The 18331-nt window shown below is 34.5% G+C and carries 18 protein-coding genes, 1 pseudogene and 1 other annotated feature; of the genes and pseudogenes, 14 read left to right on the forward strand and 5 right to left on the reverse strand.

Going from position 1 to position 18331, the window contains the following annotated elements; all coding sequences use genetic code 11:
- Nucleotides 1-201: 201 nt before the first annotated feature.
- A complete protein-coding gene (locus tag ACX5JI_RS17225) occupies nt 202-414 on the reverse strand; it encodes a hypothetical protein (RefSeq protein ID WP_459502258.1) in 213 nt (70 codons plus the stop codon).
- A gap of 441 nt (nt 415-855) precedes the next feature.
- Here ACX5JI_RS17225 and ACX5JI_RS17230 point away from each other — a divergent pair, with 441 nt between their 5' ends.
- The 10 genes from ACX5JI_RS17230 (at nt 856) to ACX5JI_RS17275 (ending at nt 10882) form a co-directional block, all read left to right on the forward strand.
- Complete coding sequence (locus ACX5JI_RS17230; protein WP_459502259.1) at nt 856-1785, forward strand: AAA family ATPase; 930 nt, start codon at nt 856-858, stop codon at nt 1783-1785.
- Nucleotides 1782-2879 carry a DUF58 domain-containing protein gene (locus tag ACX5JI_RS17235; RefSeq protein WP_459502260.1) on the forward strand — a complete coding sequence of 366 codons (1098 nt, stop codon included), beginning with the start codon at nt 1782-1784 and terminating at the stop codon, nt 2877-2879. The genes ACX5JI_RS17230 and ACX5JI_RS17235 overlap by 4 nt, the downstream gene beginning before the upstream one ends.
- A gap of 10 nt (nt 2880-2889) precedes the next feature.
- Nucleotides 2890-3645 carry a hypothetical protein gene (locus tag ACX5JI_RS17240; protein ID WP_459502261.1) on the forward strand — a complete coding sequence of 252 codons (756 nt, stop codon included), beginning with the start codon at nt 2890-2892 and terminating at the stop codon, nt 3643-3645.
- A 92-nt stretch (nt 3646-3737) separates the two neighbouring features.
- Entirely contained in the window at nt 3738-4490 is a 753-nt protein-coding gene (gene aiiA / locus ACX5JI_RS17245) for a quorum-quenching N-acyl homoserine lactonase AiiA (RefSeq protein WP_459502262.1), read from the forward strand.
- A gap of 117 nt (nt 4491-4607) precedes the next feature.
- Nucleotides 4608-5330 (forward strand): SDR family NAD(P)-dependent oxidoreductase, encoded by a 723-nt coding sequence (locus ACX5JI_RS17250; protein WP_459502263.1) that lies wholly within the window; start codon nt 4608-4610, stop codon nt 5328-5330.
- Between the two features lie 135 nt (nt 5331-5465).
- Nucleotides 5466-5696: a binding site (T-box leader), on the forward strand.
- Nucleotides 5697-5803: 107 nt separating this feature from the next.
- Nucleotides 5804-7078 (forward strand): serine--tRNA ligase, encoded by a 1275-nt coding sequence (serS, locus tag ACX5JI_RS17255; RefSeq protein WP_459502264.1) that lies wholly within the window; start codon nt 5804-5806, stop codon nt 7076-7078.
- 28 nt (nt 7079-7106) lie between these two features.
- Complete coding sequence (locus ACX5JI_RS17260; RefSeq protein WP_459502419.1) at nt 7107-7736, forward strand: DUF1349 domain-containing protein; 630 nt, start codon at nt 7107-7109, stop codon at nt 7734-7736.
- A 180-nt stretch (nt 7737-7916) separates the two neighbouring features.
- Nucleotides 7917-8645: a helix-turn-helix domain-containing protein gene (locus ACX5JI_RS17265; protein ID WP_459502265.1), complete on the forward strand. Its 729-nt coding sequence runs from the start codon at nt 7917-7919 to the stop codon at nt 8643-8645.
- Between the two features lie 55 nt (nt 8646-8700).
- Nucleotides 8701-9786 carry a DUF418 domain-containing protein gene (locus ACX5JI_RS17270; protein ID WP_459502266.1) on the forward strand — a complete coding sequence of 362 codons (1086 nt, stop codon included), beginning with the start codon at nt 8701-8703 and terminating at the stop codon, nt 9784-9786.
- 40 nt (nt 9787-9826) lie between these two features.
- On the forward strand, nt 9827-10882 hold the full coding sequence (locus ACX5JI_RS17275; RefSeq protein WP_459502267.1) for a serine hydrolase domain-containing protein: 1056 nt from the start codon (nt 9827-9829) through the stop codon (nt 10880-10882).
- A 374-nt stretch (nt 10883-11256) separates the two neighbouring features.
- On the opposite strand, the gene ACX5JI_RS17280 is transcribed toward ACX5JI_RS17275, so the two are convergent.
- Both ACX5JI_RS17280 and ACX5JI_RS17285 read right to left on the reverse strand, forming a co-directional pair.
- Nucleotides 11257-12117 carry an alpha/beta fold hydrolase gene (locus ACX5JI_RS17280; RefSeq protein WP_459502269.1) on the reverse strand — a complete coding sequence of 287 codons (861 nt, stop codon included), beginning with the start codon at nt 12115-12117 and terminating at the stop codon, nt 11257-11259.
- A gap of 280 nt (nt 12118-12397) precedes the next feature.
- A complete protein-coding gene (locus ACX5JI_RS17285) occupies nt 12398-12592 on the reverse strand; it encodes a methyltransferase domain-containing protein (protein ID WP_459502420.1) in 195 nt (64 codons plus the stop codon).
- Between ACX5JI_RS17285 and ACX5JI_RS17290 the strand changes: the two genes are divergently transcribed.
- Nucleotides 12547-13779 carry an MFS transporter gene (locus ACX5JI_RS17290; protein WP_459502270.1) on the forward strand — a complete coding sequence of 411 codons (1233 nt, stop codon included), beginning with the start codon at nt 12547-12549 and terminating at the stop codon, nt 13777-13779. The two genes, ACX5JI_RS17285 and ACX5JI_RS17290, sit on opposite strands and share 46 nt — an antisense overlap.
- Before the next feature lie 76 nt (nt 13780-13855).
- On the opposite strand, the gene ACX5JI_RS17295 is transcribed toward ACX5JI_RS17290, so the two are convergent.
- Nucleotides 13856-14320 carry a DMT family transporter gene (locus ACX5JI_RS17295; RefSeq protein ID WP_459502271.1) on the reverse strand — a complete coding sequence of 155 codons (465 nt, stop codon included), beginning with the start codon at nt 14318-14320 and terminating at the stop codon, nt 13856-13858.
- Nucleotides 14321-14334: 14 nt separating this feature from the next.
- Nucleotides 14335-14757: a DMT family transporter gene (locus tag ACX5JI_RS17300; protein WP_459502272.1), complete on the reverse strand. Its 423-nt coding sequence runs from the start codon at nt 14755-14757 to the stop codon at nt 14335-14337.
- A gap of 129 nt (nt 14758-14886) precedes the next feature.
- On the opposite strand from ACX5JI_RS17300, the gene yeiL reads away from it, so the two are divergent.
- The 3 genes and pseudogenes from yeiL (at nt 14887) to ACX5JI_RS17315 (ending at nt 18321) form a co-directional block, all read left to right on the forward strand.
- Nucleotides 14887-15579, forward strand: coding sequence for a transcriptional regulator YeiL (gene yeiL, locus ACX5JI_RS17305; protein ID WP_459502273.1), 693 nt, complete (start codon nt 14887-14889; stop codon nt 15577-15579).
- A gap of 565 nt (nt 15580-16144) precedes the next feature.
- Nucleotides 16145-16591 (forward strand): annotated as a pseudogene (locus ACX5JI_RS17310) (serine hydrolase); the annotation flags it as partial.
- Between the two features lie 473 nt (nt 16592-17064).
- Nucleotides 17065-18321 carry an MFS transporter gene (locus tag ACX5JI_RS17315; RefSeq protein ID WP_459502274.1) on the forward strand — a complete coding sequence of 419 codons (1257 nt, stop codon included), beginning with the start codon at nt 17065-17067 and terminating at the stop codon, nt 18319-18321.
- Nucleotides 18322-18331: the final 10 nt, after the last annotated feature.

Below are 18331 nucleotides of genomic sequence, written 5' to 3' on the forward strand. Positions count from 1 at the left end.
CCTTTCAGGATAACTGGTGTTTCCTTACTAAAAAAGGAGAAGAATTATAAAATTCTCTCCCTTTTTATGTGTGCATAAATATAACGAATCTCATGTAAGAAGATACATGTATACAAGCATTTTGAAAAAATAGTATTAAAAATGAATGAAAGGCTAGTAAAAGATCAGCCTTCCTTATACGTATTTAAACAGTTTTGTGAATTAACAACATTTCTCTTTCATTGCTTTCATCATAGACATAGTAGAATTCATCATTTCGTCACATTCTTGCATTTTGTTCGACATCGCTGTATCCATTTCTCCATCCATTTGCATCATATTGTTCATCATCATTTTCATACATTTCATTTCACACATCATTTTTTCCATAGACATCATCATGTTTGTTGTTCCTACCATCATTGTTTTTTCCATTTTAACATCCTCCTAAATTTTTTATATCTTGCAAATAGAAGAATTCGTTTTTGTTTTACAAATTCCTCCAAATGTTTTGCTGTTAAATATTTAGAAAGAATTTTCTTAATAAGAAGAAAATTCTTTCGGGACACATCTTTATATATTTCGTTTAGATGGGATATATAGTAGTTTACCTATTAATATTGGTATTCAGCATTAACTCATAGTATTGAAAAAGTAAATCTAGGTAAGTTTGTTCACTAAATCAATTCAGACGAATTTTGTCCAGTCTAAATTTAAAGTGTCTTGTAAATCTATGTTTAATCTTTGTGCAACCGCAGAAAAATGGGCATGTGCTAGATTTTAAGTTTGGAAGAAAAAATAATTTCCAGTTTATAGGTAATGGCGTCTATGATAAAATGACAGAAAAATCAAACTTATAAGAGGGGGAATGGGAGTATGCCTATATTAGAAAAAATTAAAGACAATGTTTCGAAAGTCATTGTAGGTAAGGAAGAAGTAATCGATTTAGCGATGATTGCGTTAGTTGCGAATGGGCATGCCTTATTAGAAGATGTACCAGGAACGGGGAAAACAACATTAGCTAAAACACTTGCGAAGAGTATTGACGGCGCTTTTCAACGTATTCAGTTTACGTCTGATACATTGCCTGGTGATGTAGTAGGTTTAGAGTATTTTGATATGAAAGAGAGTGATTTTAAAACGAGAAAGGGGCCTATTTTTGCAAATCTTGTGTTAGTAGATGAAATTAACAGAGCTGTTCCGCGGACGCAATCAGCGTTGTTAGAAGTAATGGAAGAACGCACGGTAACAATTGCAGGTGTAACGCATGTATTACCAAATCCGTTTATTGTGTTAGCGACGCAAAATCCGTTAGAGTCGGCAGGAACTTTTACACTTCCAGATGCACAGCTAGATCGTTTTTTATTAACGATTCGGCAAGGGTACCCAAATCGTAAATATGAAAAAGAAATGTTAAAACGATTTAAAGAAAATAATCCGTTTAATGACTTGCAAAGCGTTGTAACTCTCTCTGATATATTGGAGTTGCAAGAGCAATCTAAAAGAATTCATATACACGATGAGGTGGAAGAATACTTGCTTGATATTGTAGAAGCAACGCGGAACCATGACTTGGTAGAAATTGGGGTGAGTCCGCGTGGGTCTTTAGCTTTTATGAGAGCAGCGCAAGCAAGGGCGTTATTAAAGGGACGAGAATATGTAACTCCTGATGATTTAAAAACTTTGGCAGCTCCGGTTTGTGCCCATCGGTTAACATTAACAATTGAGGGGGATATGAAAACAACAAAAGTAGATGTACTGCAAAGGATTTTAGAAAAACTTGCAGTGCCTGTGGAAAGCGTATGAATGAGATTATAAAAAGGAAACATCCGTTATTGGAACCTCTCTTTATAGGGGGAAGCGGTGTTGTTTGTCTTATTCTCGTCGTTTTTACCAATCAATTTTTCATGGTGGCTATCTTTTTGTTTTATTTGTTGCTAGTTGGGGTTATATACATGTATATGAAAGCAATCATGAAAGTGAGATGGGAGATTTCTCAAAATCAACAAAGATTATTCATGAATGAAAGGGCGGAGTGTACGGTGCGAATTATAAATAAGACACGTTTCCCGATTTTCAAAGCAGCTTTTCAGTTTCGCTCTGATGAACAAGTGGAATGGGAAACGGATCAGAAGATGCAGCGTTTACATCACTCTTATCAAATGCCACTCCAAATAGAAGAAAGAGATATGATTACAATTACGATAGAAGGAAATGCAAATGAAAGAGGAAGACAAGGTTGGCAAGCAGCGGAACTTATAATATCGGATCCATTCGGCCTTTTAACGTATTACTTGCCTATTGACCAAAAGAAACTCCCGGAATTTCATATTCTTCCGCAAATGTCTAAAGTGACAATACCAGAAATGACAACATGGAAGCATGGATTTCGAAGAGCGGCTGTGTCTCCATTATACGATGAAACGAAAATAGTAGGTGTGAAAGGGTACGAAGGAGAATCTTTTCGTTCGATTCATTGGGGAGCGACTGCAAAAACTGGGGTGATTAGTGCGAAAAAGTATGAATATACACAAGGCGATCGGTATGCGCTGTATGTAAATCTATTAGGTAAAACAGGGTATACGCTTCGTACCGATATGGAATATTTAATTCAAGTCGCTGCTGGTGTGTGCCGGGAATTAATTTCACAAGATTGCTCGTTCGAATTATGGATAAATGGAGTACGGGAACAAGGCGTTATTCATTTAAAAGGGGGAAAACACCGAAAACAACTTTATAAAGCAATGGATCTTTTGTCTTCGTTAACAGAAAAAGATACACCGCTTAACACGCATTTCTTCTATCAAGTAGGGTTTCGCAGACAAGAAGCAGGATGTATTCCATTAATTATTGGATATCCACCCGAAAAACAAAAAGGATGGGTACAAATTGTGAAGTAAAGGGAGGGCGGTGAATCAATTGAACTGGGGATCACGTGTTATTTTTTGTCTCTTAGCTATTAGCGCTTGCTTCATATTAGCGATTGGAATAACGAAAGGTGCATTTTTTGCAAAGGAAAAGGTAATAGATTCTTCTCATTCAAAGATAGGAGAGGGTGAACCACCGACAACGAAAAGCGGGGAATTTATAGGAGAAAGCACGGTAATTCCACCAGAAGGAGATTCGGATTCAGGAGTATTATATGAAAATGAATATTTACCAGATTTTGATAAATATGGATATTATCAGAGAGGGAAATTCAGAGGAATCCCCGGAGATAAAAAGGTGCCGACTGGTGGAAAAGAGTTTTTAGGAGTTAGCACTGAAAATATATTTATAAAAATTGGCATCCTTTTTTTCGTGATGTTAATCGTGTTTTTTATCTTTCGCCGTATGCGGAATAAGAAGCAGGCGAGTCATCCTATCGATTTGAAACGAAAAGAAATGCGAAAAGTTGAGGGAAATGCAGAACAAGAAGAGCAAGAGAGTTTCATACTTCCAGTAGAAGAAGTACGCGCAATGTTAATTAGATGGGAAATGACATTACCGAAGTTTGAAAAGAGAAGATTACAAGAGACAGTTCAACAATGGTTTTCCCGTATTCATAAGAGCAGCGATATTATTCCAATTTATGAGAAAGTGAGATATGGGGAAGGAACTGCTTCAAATGAGGAGTTACAGGTGATGCGGGGATGGATAAATGAGAATGTAAAGAAAAGTTTATAATCAAAAAAGAGATAGCAGGAGAAAGGTTGTTATTAGCGGAAGTATTACCGGTATTTGTTTCATCCAAAATGATATGTGAAGGTGGATATAGAATGACAGTTAAAAAACTTTATTTTTTACCAGCTGGTCGTTGTATGTTGGATCATTCTGCTGTTAATAGTGCGCTTACTCCTGGTAAACTTTTAAATTTACCGGTATGGTGCTATCTTTTAGAAACGACAGAAGGGCCCATTTTAATAGATACAGGAATGCCAGAAAGCGCAGTAGATAATGAAGATCTTTTTAAGGGGACGTTTGTGGAAGGACAGATTCTTCCGAAAATGAAATCAGATGATAGAATTGTAAATATTTTAAAACGAGTAGGTTATGCGCCAGAAGATCTTCTCTATGTGATTAGCTCTCATTTGCATTTTGACCATGCTGGGGGGAATGGGAGCTTCAGCCATACCCCTATTATTGTGCAACGAACTGAATATGATGCAGCTTTACAGCGAGAAGAATATTTGAAGGAATGCATATTACCAAATTTGAACTATCAAATAATTGAGGGAGATTATGAGGTAATGCCAGGTGTTCAATTGCTTTATACACCAGGGCATTCACCGGGTCATCAGTCAGTATTCGTTAAAACGGAAAAGTCGGGTTCTGTTTTATTAACAATTGATGCATCTTATACAAAGGAAAACTTTGAGCAAGGAGTTCCATTTGCAGGATTTGATTCAGAAATGGCTTCACAATCTATTAAACGGTTAAAAGAAATTGTTTCAGATGAAAAACCTATCGTTTTCTTTGGACATGATATGGAACAAGAAAAAAGTTGCAAGACATTTCCTGAGTATGTATAGTGTGCTCATGTTGGAGGAAGAAGCGTTTCGGATGGAAAGGGACGTTTGAAATGAAATTTAAGTAGTTGAGTGCACCTATATAGGAGTACTTTAGTTGTTAAGAGGGGGTGTAATTGGATGAGTAAGAACTTTATGATATTTGGGGCAAGCCAAGGGTTAGGTGATGCATTTGTAAAAGGCTTACCAACTAAGGGAGATACAGTATGGGTGGTATCACGCACACGACCAAGTAGTTTAGATATAAATGATGGTGTAAATCGTCAATGGCTCGCAATTGATTTATCTAGTCAACAACAAATTCCTTTTTTAAAAGAAACTTTAAAAGATATTGCTATTGATGTACTAATCTACAATGTCGGCGTATGGGAGAAGCGTGGTTTCGAAGATGACTATACGTTTGATAAAGATGAAGTTGGAGATATTGCGAACTTAATCAATATTAATTTAACGTCCACTATTACTTACATACAGGCGCTTTTATCTAATGTAAGACAGGCGGAAAATGGAAAAATTATTTTAATTGGTTCCACCGCAGGTTTAGATCATACGAATAGTGCGCAAGTGTCCTTTGTTACGTCTAAATTTGGCTTGCGTGGTATTACAAATGCTTTACGTGAGCATGTGAGAAAAGATAAGATCTCTGTAACATGTATTAATCCAGGAGAGCTTGCTGCTGAAGTACCGTATGAAGAAGGTGCAGAAAAGGCGATTATGCTGTATGAAGGGACACGTATTCCTGTGCAAGACATTGTAGCTATTGTTCAGTGCGTTATTCATTTATCGCCTGTTTCATGTGTAAAGGAAATTAATATTCCTGCCATAACGGACTTAAATGCATAAATTTGAAAACTTTTTATCTATAATTGATGTACCTTTATTTAGCCTTCAAACTTGGAAATGGAAAATTTTTTTGTACAATTCCTTGATAATTATGCAGAATTATTGTAAAGTAATGATAATTTAATTATATATTGTTTGAAAGTGTTGAAAGGAATTAGTAACAGGTGTTTTTCTTTAAGAGAGTCGGTGGATGGTGTAAACCGATAGAAAAAGCTTGTGAATCCGTCCTTGAGCGAAATGTGGAACGCTTCAAATGTGAAGTTAGTAATCATTTCCGGCTAAAAGCCGTTAATAGTTTAAGTGGAAAGCGTATATTTTTGGTGCTTTCAACTAGGGTGGCAACGCGGGTTAACTCCCGTCCCTTTTATAGGGACGGGAGTTTTTTGTATTTTGTTTAGTAAAAATCCCTTACTTTAAATTGTAATGCGAACGAAGATGATGGTATTAGACACTTATTAAAGGAGAGATAAGATATGTTAGATGTAAAAGTATTACGTGCTAATTTTGACGAAGTAAAGAACAAATTGATGAATCGTGGTGGAGAGTTTCTTGAATTAAATAAATTTGAAGAATTAGATCAAAAGCGCCGTGAACTGTTAGTAGAAGTAGAAGAATTAAAAAGCAAACGTAATGAAGTGTCTGAGCTGATTTCGAAGTTAAAGCGTGAAAAGCAAGATGCTAATGAATTTATTACCGAAATGCGTGAAGTAGGCGACAAGATTAGAACGTTAGATGATGAGTTACGTAATGTAGAAGAAGAGTTGAACGCTATATTATTGGCATTACCAAATATCCCGAATGAAACAGTGCCTATTGGAGCATCAGAAGATGATAATGTTGAAGTACATAAGTGGGGAGAAATAAAAGAATTTTCATTTGAAGCAAAACCACATTGGGAAGTTGCTGATACATTAGGATTACTAGATTTTGAGCGCGCAGCAAAAGTAACCGGAAGTCGCTTCGTATATTACAATGGATTAGGAGCACGTTTAGAGCGAGCGGTAGCTAACTTTATGTTAGATTTACATGTTGAAGAACATGGATATACGGAAGTGATTCCGCCGTTTATTGTAAATAGCGATAGTTTATTAGGAACTGGACAATTTCCAAAATTTAAGGAAGATGTATTTACGTTAGAAGGCACAGATTATTCTTTAATTCCAACGGCGGAGGTGCCATTAGCGAACTATTATCGCGATGAAATTTTAAATTGTGAAGAATTACCGATTAACTTTACCGCTCATACGCCATGTTTCCGTTCAGAGGCCGGTAGTGCAGGGCGTGATACGAGAGGGCTGATTCGCCAGCATCAATTTAGCAAAGTTGAAATGGTCAAATATACAAAACCAGAAGAATCATATGATGAGTTAGAAAAATTAACAGCAAATGCTGAAAAAGTACTACAATTGTTACAATTACCTTATCGAGTAATTACTTTATGTACAGCTGATATAGCATTCCCAGCTGCAAAAACATATGACATTGAAGTGTGGTTACCAAGCTCTGGGATATATCGTGAAATTTCTTCTTGTTCAAACTGTGAAGATTTCCAAGCTCGTCGTGCCGGTATACGTTTCCGTCGTACACAAGGTGCAAAACCAGAATTTGTACATACATTAAATGGTTCTGGGTTAGCTATAGGGCGTACAGTAGCAGCTATTTTAGAGAACTACCAACAAGAAGATGGTTCCGTTGTGATCCCGGAAGTATTGCGTTCATACATGGGCGGAAAAGAAGTTATTAAATAAATAGAATAGATTAAAGGAGACAGTAATGATGAATGAACGTTATATAATAATAGAAGAATTTAATAATGCGAAATTTGATGAAAACTTTAAATGGTTCTCCCCGCCTGAAACATGGGAGATTAATAGCGATAAAGCGAACTTACTAATAAAAACTGATAAAGAGACAGATTTCTGGCAAAAAACACATTATGAATTTCAAGTTGATAATGGGCATTTTTTATATTATGAACTAAATGGAGACTTTAGATTGATTACGAAAGTAACATCTAAACCAAAGAATAGATATGATCAGGCAGGTTTAATGGTTCGATTTTCAAAAGATACTTGGTTAAAGACATCAGTTGAATATATACCAGATGGTAATAGTAAACTAGGGGTTGTTGTAACAAATAACGGTTATTCTGATTGGTCTAGTCAGGAATTTTTAGAAGATCTGGATTCGCTTTTCTATCGAATAACGAAAAGAGGAAGTAATTACTATGTCGATTATTCATTAGACGGCACTTTGTGGAACCAAATAAGAATGGCCCACCTCTTTGAAGAGAAGGGGTGTATTCAAGCTGGTATTTATGCTTGCAGTCCACAAGGAGAGGGCTACGAAGCGGAGTTTGATTTTATTCAGATTGAAAATATAGATGATGATACAAAAGTCTATTAAATGATAATGAATAGAACTAAAGATCTTTAAAATTTAATGAAATTATTTGGAAATGAAAGTCGATATTCTCAAAAATGAGGGTATCGACTTTTTCCATAATCATTGTAAACAGAGAAGTTTTTTTATTTTGACATTAGGGTAACCCTATAGTTTATATTTGGAATAGAAAAGAGGGATAGCATGAAAGGAACAATTACAATCAATCAATTGGCGAGAATTTTTAATATTAGTCATCATCAAATCAGATATTACGAAGAAAAGGGGTTATTGTTTCCGGACTATGTTGATACAAATAAATACAGAAAGTATGCTCTTAAAGAAATGTATCAACTTGCTCAAATATTAATGTTACGAAATTTAAATCTTTCAGTAGCGCAAATTAAGGATATACTTACAACTTATCAACAAGGCGAATACTTGAACTTACTAAAGGAAAAATCGAAGGAAATTAGCGATGAAATCAAAAGGTTAACTGAAATTCAAAACTCTATAGAATACCATATGTATAACTTGGCAAAAGAAAAGGAAGATTCTACAAAGCGTATGGAAAATATTCATTTAAAAAAAATGATTACATTAAGGGCAGATGAGAATGTAACTGCAAAAGATGTTTTTGAGATGAAATTGCCAATGCTATTGTTTGATAATGATAGCTTTTATATTTTTGAAGAAGACACGTATCACTTATGTATAAAGACAGATGATCAGGCAGACTTTGTTATGAAAGCGGGGATGTATAAGTCATCATATATATATGGAAGAACGGATGAGGAATTTGAGGAACAGTTACTTGCTATTATCGCTAAAGAGAATTTGCCGATCTATGCAGTGGAAAGCTCAAATGAAATTTTTATTAGTGGTGACCTTCTTGAGTTAGAAATTTTCATACCGTTAAAGAGGGAAGAATAAAAGCGAAAGGAATGTCGAAAGAAGGTATGTAGCGTGTGCTGGAGGAGGGGGAATAATGGTTACACCATCAAAACGGATTGAAGGATTAGATTTTGCTAGAGCTCTAGCTATGTTTGGAATGCTTATTGTTAATTATAAAATATTAACGGGGGCAGCAGGAAATGGTCCAGGTTGGCTTATATGGTTTGCTGAACTTTTCGAAGGAAGAGCTTCAGCTACTTTTGTTATGTTAGCAGGCATTGGAGTCGCTTTAATGACAAAAAAAGCTCGAAGTGGAACGCCTTTTGATATTAAGCAAAATCGAATGAATTTATGGAAACGATCGATTTTTTTATTCATCTTAGGTTTACTATTGTATGCAGTAGGTTGGACTGGTGATATATTGCATTATTATGGAGTGTATATGTTAGTTGCTTCCTTATTTATCATAGCTTCAGATAGATGTATTTTTATAGGAGTCGCAATATTTTTATTTGTAGCTCAAATTTTACAAATCACCATTAATTATATGAAAGGATGGCATCTAGAGAAACCATTTATAGAATATATCGACTTTTGGACAGTAGAAGGATTTGTAAGGAATCTGCTGTTTAATGGATATCATCCTGTATTTCCATGGATATGCTTTCTTCTAATAGGTATGGTAATCGGAAAATTAGATTTAACAAAAGAAGTAATAAGAAGAAAGTTAATGGTTATTTCTGTAATTTTGTTAGTTGTTATTGAAGTTTGTTCTCAAATTTTATTACGTGTATCGCTTTCTTTGTTAGATAAAGAGAGTTTACATTTCTTATTTCAAACAGGTCCAATCCCCCCTACTATTTTCTATATAGTATCTAATTCAGCTTCAGCTATTATTGTTATCCTTCTTTCAATCTATATTACGGAGAAACTTTCTGGACATTGGTTTACAAATGCTATTGTGAAAACTGGACAGCTTACTTTAACTCATTATGTAAGCCATGTATTTATCGGAATTGGGATATTAATACCATTGAATAGAGTAGAAAACCAAACGCTTACTTTTGCACTTACATTCTCACTACTATTTTTTATAGGTAGTATTATTTTTTCTGTTATTTGGAGGAGAAAATACAAAAGGGGTCCAATTGAGTTCATTATGAGAAAGATAACAGGTTAATATCTTTTTTATCATTTAAACGGAGAGGAATGTGAGTGAAATGAATCATATTTACAATGAAAAGACAGACACATCGATTAAACAATTATTTAACAAATGTTTACCAACAAGTCCTGGTTGTGCATATATTGCTAGTTTTGATAGCGGCATAACTTATAAAGGTGCAGTTGGCTTGGCTTCTATAGAGGAAAGTCTACCCATAACGACAAAAACAATTTTTAATATTGCTTCAGTCTCTAAACAATTCACGGCGTTTTCTCTGTTACTCTTAGAGCAAGATGGGAAATTGAGTTTAGATGATTCAATTGTAAAATTTGTACCTTCCATAGGGACATATGCTGAGCCTGTAACATTGAGACATCTCATTCATCACACTGGTGGACTAGTGGATTATATGGAATTAGCTGAAGCAGTAAATATTAAATATACGGATAAATTAACTGCGGAAGAATCGCTAGAACACCTTAATAATCATCAAACTGCAAGTTTCCCAGTTGGAACAAAATTTGAGTATAGCAATACAGGATATTTTTTATTATCGCAAGTAATAGAGAAAGTAAGTGGCCAGAGTCAACGTGAGTTTACAAAGGAGCGTATTTTTGAACCTTTAAATATGAGAGACACAACAATTGTGGATTGCTATCCAGCTACTATATCAATTGCTAGTGGGTATTTGAAGAATGAACAAGGTGTATATGAAATTTATGAAAGTCCTTGGGAACATACAGGGGATGGGGCAGTTCATACAACAGTTGAAGACTTGGTAAAATGGGGAGAAAACTTAACTACAGGTATCGTTGGGGGAAAAGACCTTGTTAAAAGAATGAGCGAAATAAGTCCGAAAGTTTCTCCAGCTGGAGAGATGATTATTGACAATGAAGATTATGCTTTTGGGCTTAGGGTTACAGAAGGTTTTAGTTGCCGATATTTGGAACATTCCGGAGGCTGGGCAGGTTATAGTTCGCACTTCATACGGTTCCCAGAAAAGCGTTTGTCTGTTGTGGTATTAAGTAACTATGACGAATTTGACTCTAAACAATACGCTAATGAAATAGCGGGAATTGTTTTAGAAGAAGCAAAAAATAATAGAGCGTAGATTGAAATTTTGTATAAGAGAATTGGATGACATCCTTACATGAGAATGGCCTTGAAGATTGATTACTTCTAGCGAGTATAAGGAAATGAACATAATGGCAGATGAATCAAAACGTGTAAGAAGTATGCCTTTGGACAAGGTTATGAACCTCAGTACCGATGGCCAGCTCGATAACTAAACATCTGTGTCACTGGCTAAAGTGTCGGGTCTGACGCTATTTGGGAAGTGGGAGGTAACTTCTCCTGACTTCACTGACTGGGGGTTCGTCTTGAAATTAAATTCTTTATTTACGCTTTCGTATCACCGGACAACAAAGTATTAAGAAAATAGTTGTAGGCTCAAAGTGCTTTCTATATATGAGAAAGCACTTTTTACTAACTTTCAGTTGTTACAATCGGGATATTCAGTACAAAATCGCGAATTACATTCTTAAACTCTTCTTGATTTTCTAAGTAGGGATGGTGTTTATCTTCTAAGATAGCAATGGACATATTAGGGAACTTAAATTTTTTATAATGATCTGGTCCGACAGCATCATCATATTTACCACTAGTTACAAGGGTTGGTACTGAAATTTCACTTGTGATTTGAGTATAATCTTTAAAGAATTCAGAAGAGGAGTGTACATAGTTACGAAAATCAGGGCGATGTTTAAGTTCTTTGTCTAAGCCTTCAAAGATGGTATGTTTTTTTCTATCCATGAACTGTAAATCATAATATTTCCCCATTTTTAGCAACTTTTCAGCAATCGCAAAGAAATCTTGATAGAAAGACTCGACAGACTCATAAGTATCCAAAATAGTTTCTTCTCCTAACCACTTTCGTCCTATGTTTATTTGGTGCAGGTTGGATTCTCGTTTGTTTAATGTACAGTTAAGCAAGATTAAACTTAAGATACTGTTAGGGTATTTCTTAGCGTAGTTACTAGCTAAAATACCACCAAATGAGTGTCCCATTACAATCCATTGATCTATATTTAATTCTTGCCTTATCTCCTGAAGATCTAAAAGTAACCTTTGTAGTGAGTAGTCTCCCTCTGGAGCAAGTGAAGAGCGACCACAACCTCGTTGATCAAGATAATACATTTCCATAAAGTTTTCTAAAAGAGGACCGCCTGTTTGTTCAAAAGGGTAACTCCAATAACCAGGTCCTCCATGTAAGAAAATACATGGTATTCCTTGTCCACTTTTACTAATATGTAAAGTAACACCATCACTTGTCATTACATTTTTCATTTATAAATTCTCCTTAAGGTGAATTTTTTCCATTCATAGTACGTGATTACTCATAAAAAAAATTGTATTTACGTGAGATTAACATAACAAATCATTTTATGTAGTAAACAAAGCAGATACCTTGTTATTCATCAAAAGTTACATTTATCCTTTTGAAAGTGTTATGTAAGTATAAATACATATTTGTTTTATTAAGTATGTTTTCTAAGAATTTTCTTTATTTCCTGTATGAAATCGTATATTTCTTTTTATTTTCAAAATATTCTTCGGATAACCTTGTTCATTTCGTTACCCGAATAGGTTCAGATAAGGCTTGCTTAGGATGTTCAATGACTCTTAAAATGAAATTTAAAGATACTACATCAAAAGATTCATCAGAGAATTGTAATTGCGTTGCATTTTGAAAAACAATAGGAAAGAGGGAGTCTATTGTATAAAACGATTTTAAAAAATAAAAATGTAATGTATTACTTATTAGGAGGAGGGGTTTCTAGTTTAGGCGATATATTAACGGGTTTAGCATTTGTGTTTCTGGCCTATGATTTAACAGGATCGGAACTGCATACAACTGGAATGGTTATTGCGACGACAATTCCTTATCTATTGTTTGGACTAGTGGGTGGTGTTATCGCTGATTGGGTGCAGAAAAAGAGATTGCTCATTATGATTGATATAATTCGTATTCCGCTCATTCTTTCGCTTGTCTTCTGTTACTACTTCGATGTTTTAACCTACACGTATATGATCATTATAAGTTTTTTCATTCAGTGTTGCGGTTGTTTTTTTAATCCGGCACATAGAGCGCTATTGCCAATTATAATTCCTATAGAACAACGAAGTATAACGAATAGTATATATGATTCCGTAACGAGGGGAATTACTGTACTTAGCCCATTTTTCTCCATACTATTAATGAAGACAGTCGGTGTTATTCACTTTTTTACGATTGATGCGATTACATATTTTGTAAGTGCTCTTTTTCTTATTCAAATGAATGTAACAGAAGACGAAATGACTACAAACAAAAAACGTGTAAAAGAAGTATTTCTCTCATTAAGTGAATTTTGGATTTGGATGAAATCCAATAAACAAATCACATTTTTATTTCTACTTACATTTACAATGGTTTTCATGAATACATGGGTTTGGAAAGTCGGATTATTATTATCTTTGGGAGAGTGGACAAAAGAGAGTAAAGAAATTTATAGCATCATCCAAGGGTTCTTTGGATGCGTAGTAATCGTTACAAACATGATTATCCCCTTCATATGGAAAAACTTGAATTTAACTATTTATACAATCGCGTCAATCATTTGGGGTATTGGAATTTTCTTGCTTGGATTGACATTTAATATTCCATTTTACTTTGTTGGAGTCTTCATAGTCGGGATTGGCTTGCCACTCGCTGGATTAACAAGAGTATACATATTACAAAAACTTGTTCCTAAAGATATGTTAGGAAGAGGCTTCAGTTTTAACGCGGTTTTGCTTTATTTAGCGGATACAGCATCGCTTTTCATATTTGGGTTTCTTTCTGTGTTTGTATCTATAAATGTTATTTTTATCCTTTGTGGACTTGGAATGATAATTACGTCTATCGTATTGAAACTCCTTATGTTTAGAAAGGAATCTGTGAAAGAAGCAGAAAAGTTGATCTGTTGAACCAAGGGGATATGCATACAAAAAAGGAATACATCCAATATAATCGGATATATTCCTTTTTATGTTTAATAGAGGATTAAAGCTGTACGCTATTATTTTTGATAGGTTCGTATGTCTTATCGAGTATTAAATTATAAGTAAGTCCAAGTAACACTAAAAAACCTCCAATTATTTTACCGATAGATATATCGCCTGAGTTGAAAAAATCAATCAATACGCCCATAAATAATTGTCCTACAAAAATCAATAATGTTAAATAGAAAGATGATATTTTAGGAGTAATATAGTTTGATAATACAATTACAATAACACCAACTAGCCCACCTAAATACACGACAAACGGTATAGATTGCAGTGTGGTAGTTGATACGGAAAGAGATTCACTGCTAAAGATTAAAAATAAAAAAGAAACAACTAGCCCCGTAATATAATTAAAAAATGTCCCTTGGAAAATTCCAATTTTTGTTGCTAAGTTAGCATTAATAATTCTTGCAACTACAATAGAAATCCCAGCTAAAATGGCAATACAAATATATAGCATCGTTTTATCCCCCATTAAAATATAGTCATCACAATGATTCCGGAAGAAATGAGCAGCAATCCAAAGATTTTTTTCTTTTCAAACTTCACGACCTTCATGCCTAATAAACCGAAATGATCGATAATAATAGATGAAACGGATTGCCCAAGTAAACTTAAAGCGATGGTGATTGAGGTGCCAAGTGCTGTGAAACTTAGATTACTAAACAATACAGTAAATACACCGATGGTTCCTGCACTGTAAAGATAAAGTGGTATTCCTTTTTGCATCTGAAGTTTAGATTTGCTAGCGAGTAAAACAATGACAATGGCAACTAATCCAACGATATGAATCATGACACTAGATGTATAGTTACCTGTCATTTCAGATAAGATCCCATTTAAAGGAATCATAATAGCGATGAAAGCACCTATAATAATTGAGAGTACATTATACAATGACGTTTCCCCCCTACAAATTTACATGTAATGTATCATGATTTAATTGTGAGCTACTATGACATATGTCATAGTGAAAGGAATAAAGTTTCTTTATAATTGAAAAAGGGGTATAAAGGTGGGGGATTTATGAAGAAAGTATGTAATTCTTATAAGTTAGATGAATTTGTTAAGCAGAATAATATTGAATCATTTTTCAGTAATGACATGAAAACATATATGAAGTTATTACTCTTTAAAAAGAACGAACATATTTGTAAGGAGAATGAAGAGATTCATTATTTGTATTTCTTTGTCGAGGGAAAAGCGAAAGCGTATAACACATTAAGTAATGGGAAATCCGTATTGTTATGTTTTTATGATAGCTTGCAAGTATTGGGGGATGTAGAATTAATTCACTCGCAAAAAACAGCTTCAAATGTACAAGTGATGGTAGATTCTTATTGCATTGGAATACCTTTAGAAAAAGTGAGAGAACAATTGCTTCAAGATGCAACCTTTTTACGCTATATTTGTGGATCTTTATCTCAGAAATTAAATAGACTTTCTAAAAATAGTACGATTAATTTACTGTATCCTCTTGAAAATAGATTAGCTAGTTACATTCTCGCGACAGGAGAACAGACTACTTATAATGAACAAAGAATTATATTTAATGGAAATTTGACGGAGACGTCGGAATTGTTAGGAACAAGCTATAGGCACTTACTACGAACGTTGAATACTCTTTGTGATAAAGGTGTAATAAGAAAGAGTAACGGATACTTTGAAGTGATTAATATAGATTTTTTAAAAGAGCTTGGTGCGGATGTTTATAAATAAAATGAGTGTAAATGTAGGTGTTTGTTTTTTTAGTTCATGGATATGGAGTATGAAATAAACTTTGATTTAGAAACAAGTGATTTTAACAACGTTAGGATTGTTTCATGCAGCACAATGTCATTTGTGTTGTATCACAAGAAGAAAAATTATATTAGAAGAGAGGCGGAATTCATCCTGTTAAGAGTAAGCCGAATCTTTAATATGTAAAAGAAGAAAAAAGAAACATAGAAGTGAAAAACTTCTATGTTTCTTTTTTTGATTCATATATTTATTGGGGAATGCTTTGAAGTTTCAGACACAGATCCCCCTTCTACCTTATTATAGAAGCTATTTTGAACGTAAGAGATTTGTAAGGAATAGGTAAGGAAAAAGAGATTTTTATTGTATATGATCAAAATATAAAGAAGAGTGAAAGGCGAAACAGATATGACTTATATATGAAGAACAAACTAGTTAACAAGAGTGTTTCAAGGAAAAGAAGTAATTTCTGGGGTTAACATACTTGTGAAAAAAGAGGAATTTACCGTTTGTTAGGCTAGAATAGCGTTTGTAAAAATAGATTACAAATTCAAGTGTTAATCTATGTACTAAGCATGCCCGTGGATATTTTTACCCAAACGGAGCAAGAAAGCTAGAAGACGTTACTTATTATAACCTAAGTATGGGGAGTGCGGCTGGAGAAATAATTTCTACTGCTGACGACTTAAACAAATTTTTCTCTTGTTTACATAGTGGCAAATTACTGGAGGGACAGTAACTAAAACAAATGCTTACTACAGTTTCTACAGGAAGAGCTGAATTAAGCAGATATGGTCTTGGAACCTTTGAAATTAAGCTTCCAAAAGGTGTATCAATATGGGGACATCTTTTGGAAGCATTCCAGGGTTTGTTACTTTTGCTGGAGGTACACTTGGAGGTAGGTTATATGTTGGCTGTCAGTTTGAACAACTCGGACAAAGCGGACGGTCCGGATCCTTATAAAAATATTCTACTTGCTGAATGTAGCAAGTAGGTAAAAAGGAAAACCGGATAAATCTTTTCATAGTTTTTATAGTTAAACATATACCTTTCTGATCCGAAAACCCTCATTTTAATAACGATAGAGTTGCTCTATTGGTGCATCTATTTATCTAAAATTTCTGATTCTATTATTTCAACTTTATGAAGATAGTAGGAGAAAATTTTGTATGATAGTATGTTAAGTAGAAAATATAGATAATTCTGGAAAATGAAAGGTGTGGATTGAATGTTCAAACTATTGTAAATAATAAGGTTATAGGACTATTAAATCATTATTTTCTCAGTATCGAGTTCTTTGATTAGGATTATGTTTTTCCAAAACGACTTTAGGTATTCAGCCCTTTCTCCTCAAGCAGGGGGCAAGGTCTACTTTCGTATGGAATTTCCGCTCTATAGCATCTATCGCTTTTAGACATTAAACGATTTAATAGTTTATTTTTTAGTAAATTTAAGGAGCCCATTTTTATGAAAACTACCGACTCAAAAAGTCTATGGGGAAATGCGATTTATTTACAAGTTTTCTCTGCGTATTCATTGCTTATGCTCGGAGTATTCATTGACATGTTAGCCATTATGACCATTGTTGGTTTTGAATGGGAAGTAGACCCTACCATGATTGGATTGATTCCCGTTGCATATGCACTTCCTGGAATTTTATTTAGTTCGTGGGCAGGTGTGATTGCTGATCGCTTTAGAAAAATTCCAATTATGATGTTTTGCAATCTTATGGTTGGTCTACTAACGATTGTTCTTTTATTTGTCCAAGATATTTATTGGCTTTTGTTAGTATTAATGATTCGCTCCATTTTTACCGTTTTTTATTATCCTGCGCAGCAAACACTGACACGACAGATTGTTTCTGCTGATCTGCTTACCAAAGCGGTAAGTATAAATGGGATAGTTGAACAAGGAAGTAAGATACTGGGTCCACTTATAGGAGGAATGTTACTGAGCTGGTTTCAGCCGGAGTTTTGCCTCGTTATAAGGGCAATCTGCTGTTTACTAGCTGCGTTGGTTCTGTTGCCCACAATAAAGTTAAAGGAATCTCGGGCAAGAGAACATATAGAAAAGAAACAGCAAAGTACTTGGGCCGCTTGGTTACAAGGTTGGGGGTATGTATTATCCAATCGGATGATATTATCAACTATGGTTTTCTTTACAATAGCTATGGCGGTATTGCAATTAGTAGATTCACAGTTCCCCACTTTATTTAAGAGCTTGTTCCCAAATGATAAGAATAAGATGGGATACATCATTTCCATTATTGGTCTTGGGGGAATAATTGGTGCATTCTTAACTCAGAAATTAAAACATTTTCAATATGGTTGGGGAGTATGTGGAGGCATTGCGTTAATGGGAGTTGGCTTCGGTGGGATTAGTCTGATAACTCTGATAAGTCCGGGAGCATCCCTCATTTTTGGCTATGTGATTAGCTTTATAGCTGGTATTGGAAGTGGACTTATGCTTGTATCCAATCAAGTCATTCTACAAATAGAATCTCATCAAGAACAGGTCGGAAGAGTATTTGGGATTCAAAGCAGTTTAACAAATGCAGTCCTCATCATTTCTCCTGCTATGAGCGGTCCACTTGTTCACTTGTTCGGAGTAATTCAACTCTATTTTTATGTGGGTATTGGGCTCATCATCATTGGAGTAATTGGGGTTTCATTACAAAAATATTTTTGGGTTAAACACGAACCTATAAGAGTAAATCATTTTTGAAGGGAGAATT

Source organism: Bacillus sp. C1, from assembly GCF_054570475.1.

What these genes read in the sequence shown, in the direction of transcription:
- ACX5JI_RS17225 (WP_459502258.1), bottom strand. Translation starts at nt 414, where the DNA reads ATGGAAAAAACAATGATGGTAGGAACAACAAACATGATGATGTCTATG.
- ACX5JI_RS17230 (WP_459502259.1), top strand. Translation starts at nt 856, where the DNA reads ATGCCTATATTAGAAAAAATTAAAGACAATGTTTCGAAAGTCATTGTA.
- ACX5JI_RS17235 (WP_459502260.1), top strand. Translation starts at nt 1,782, where the DNA reads ATGAATGAGATTATAAAAAGGAAACATCCGTTATTGGAACCTCTCTTT.
- aiiA (WP_459502262.1), top strand. Translation starts at nt 3,738, where the DNA reads ATGACAGTTAAAAAACTTTATTTTTTACCAGCTGGTCGTTGTATGTTG.
- ACX5JI_RS17250 (WP_459502263.1), top strand. Translation starts at nt 4,608, where the DNA reads ATGAGTAAGAACTTTATGATATTTGGGGCAAGCCAAGGGTTAGGTGAT.
- serS (WP_459502264.1), top strand. Translation starts at nt 5,804, where the DNA reads ATGTTAGATGTAAAAGTATTACGTGCTAATTTTGACGAAGTAAAGAAC.
- ACX5JI_RS17260 (WP_459502419.1), top strand. Translation starts at nt 7,107, where the DNA reads ATGAATGAACGTTATATAATAATAGAAGAATTTAATAATGCGAAATTT.
- ACX5JI_RS17265 (WP_459502265.1), top strand. Translation starts at nt 7,917, where the DNA reads ATGAAAGGAACAATTACAATCAATCAATTGGCGAGAATTTTTAATATT.
- ACX5JI_RS17270 (WP_459502266.1), top strand. Translation starts at nt 8,701, where the DNA reads ATGGTTACACCATCAAAACGGATTGAAGGATTAGATTTTGCTAGAGCT.
- ACX5JI_RS17275 (WP_459502267.1), top strand. Translation starts at nt 9,827, where the DNA reads ATGAATCATATTTACAATGAAAAGACAGACACATCGATTAAACAATTA.
- ACX5JI_RS17280 (WP_459502269.1), bottom strand. Translation starts at nt 12,117, where the DNA reads ATGAAAAATGTAATGACAAGTGATGGTGTTACTTTACATATTAGTAAA.
- ACX5JI_RS17295 (WP_459502271.1), bottom strand. Translation starts at nt 14,320, where the DNA reads ATGCTATATATTTGTATTGCCATTTTAGCTGGGATTTCTATTGTAGTT.
- yeiL (WP_459502273.1), top strand. Translation starts at nt 14,887, where the DNA reads ATGAAGAAAGTATGTAATTCTTATAAGTTAGATGAATTTGTTAAGCAG.
- ACX5JI_RS17315 (WP_459502274.1), top strand. Translation starts at nt 17,065, where the DNA reads ATGAAAACTACCGACTCAAAAAGTCTATGGGGAAATGCGATTTATTTA.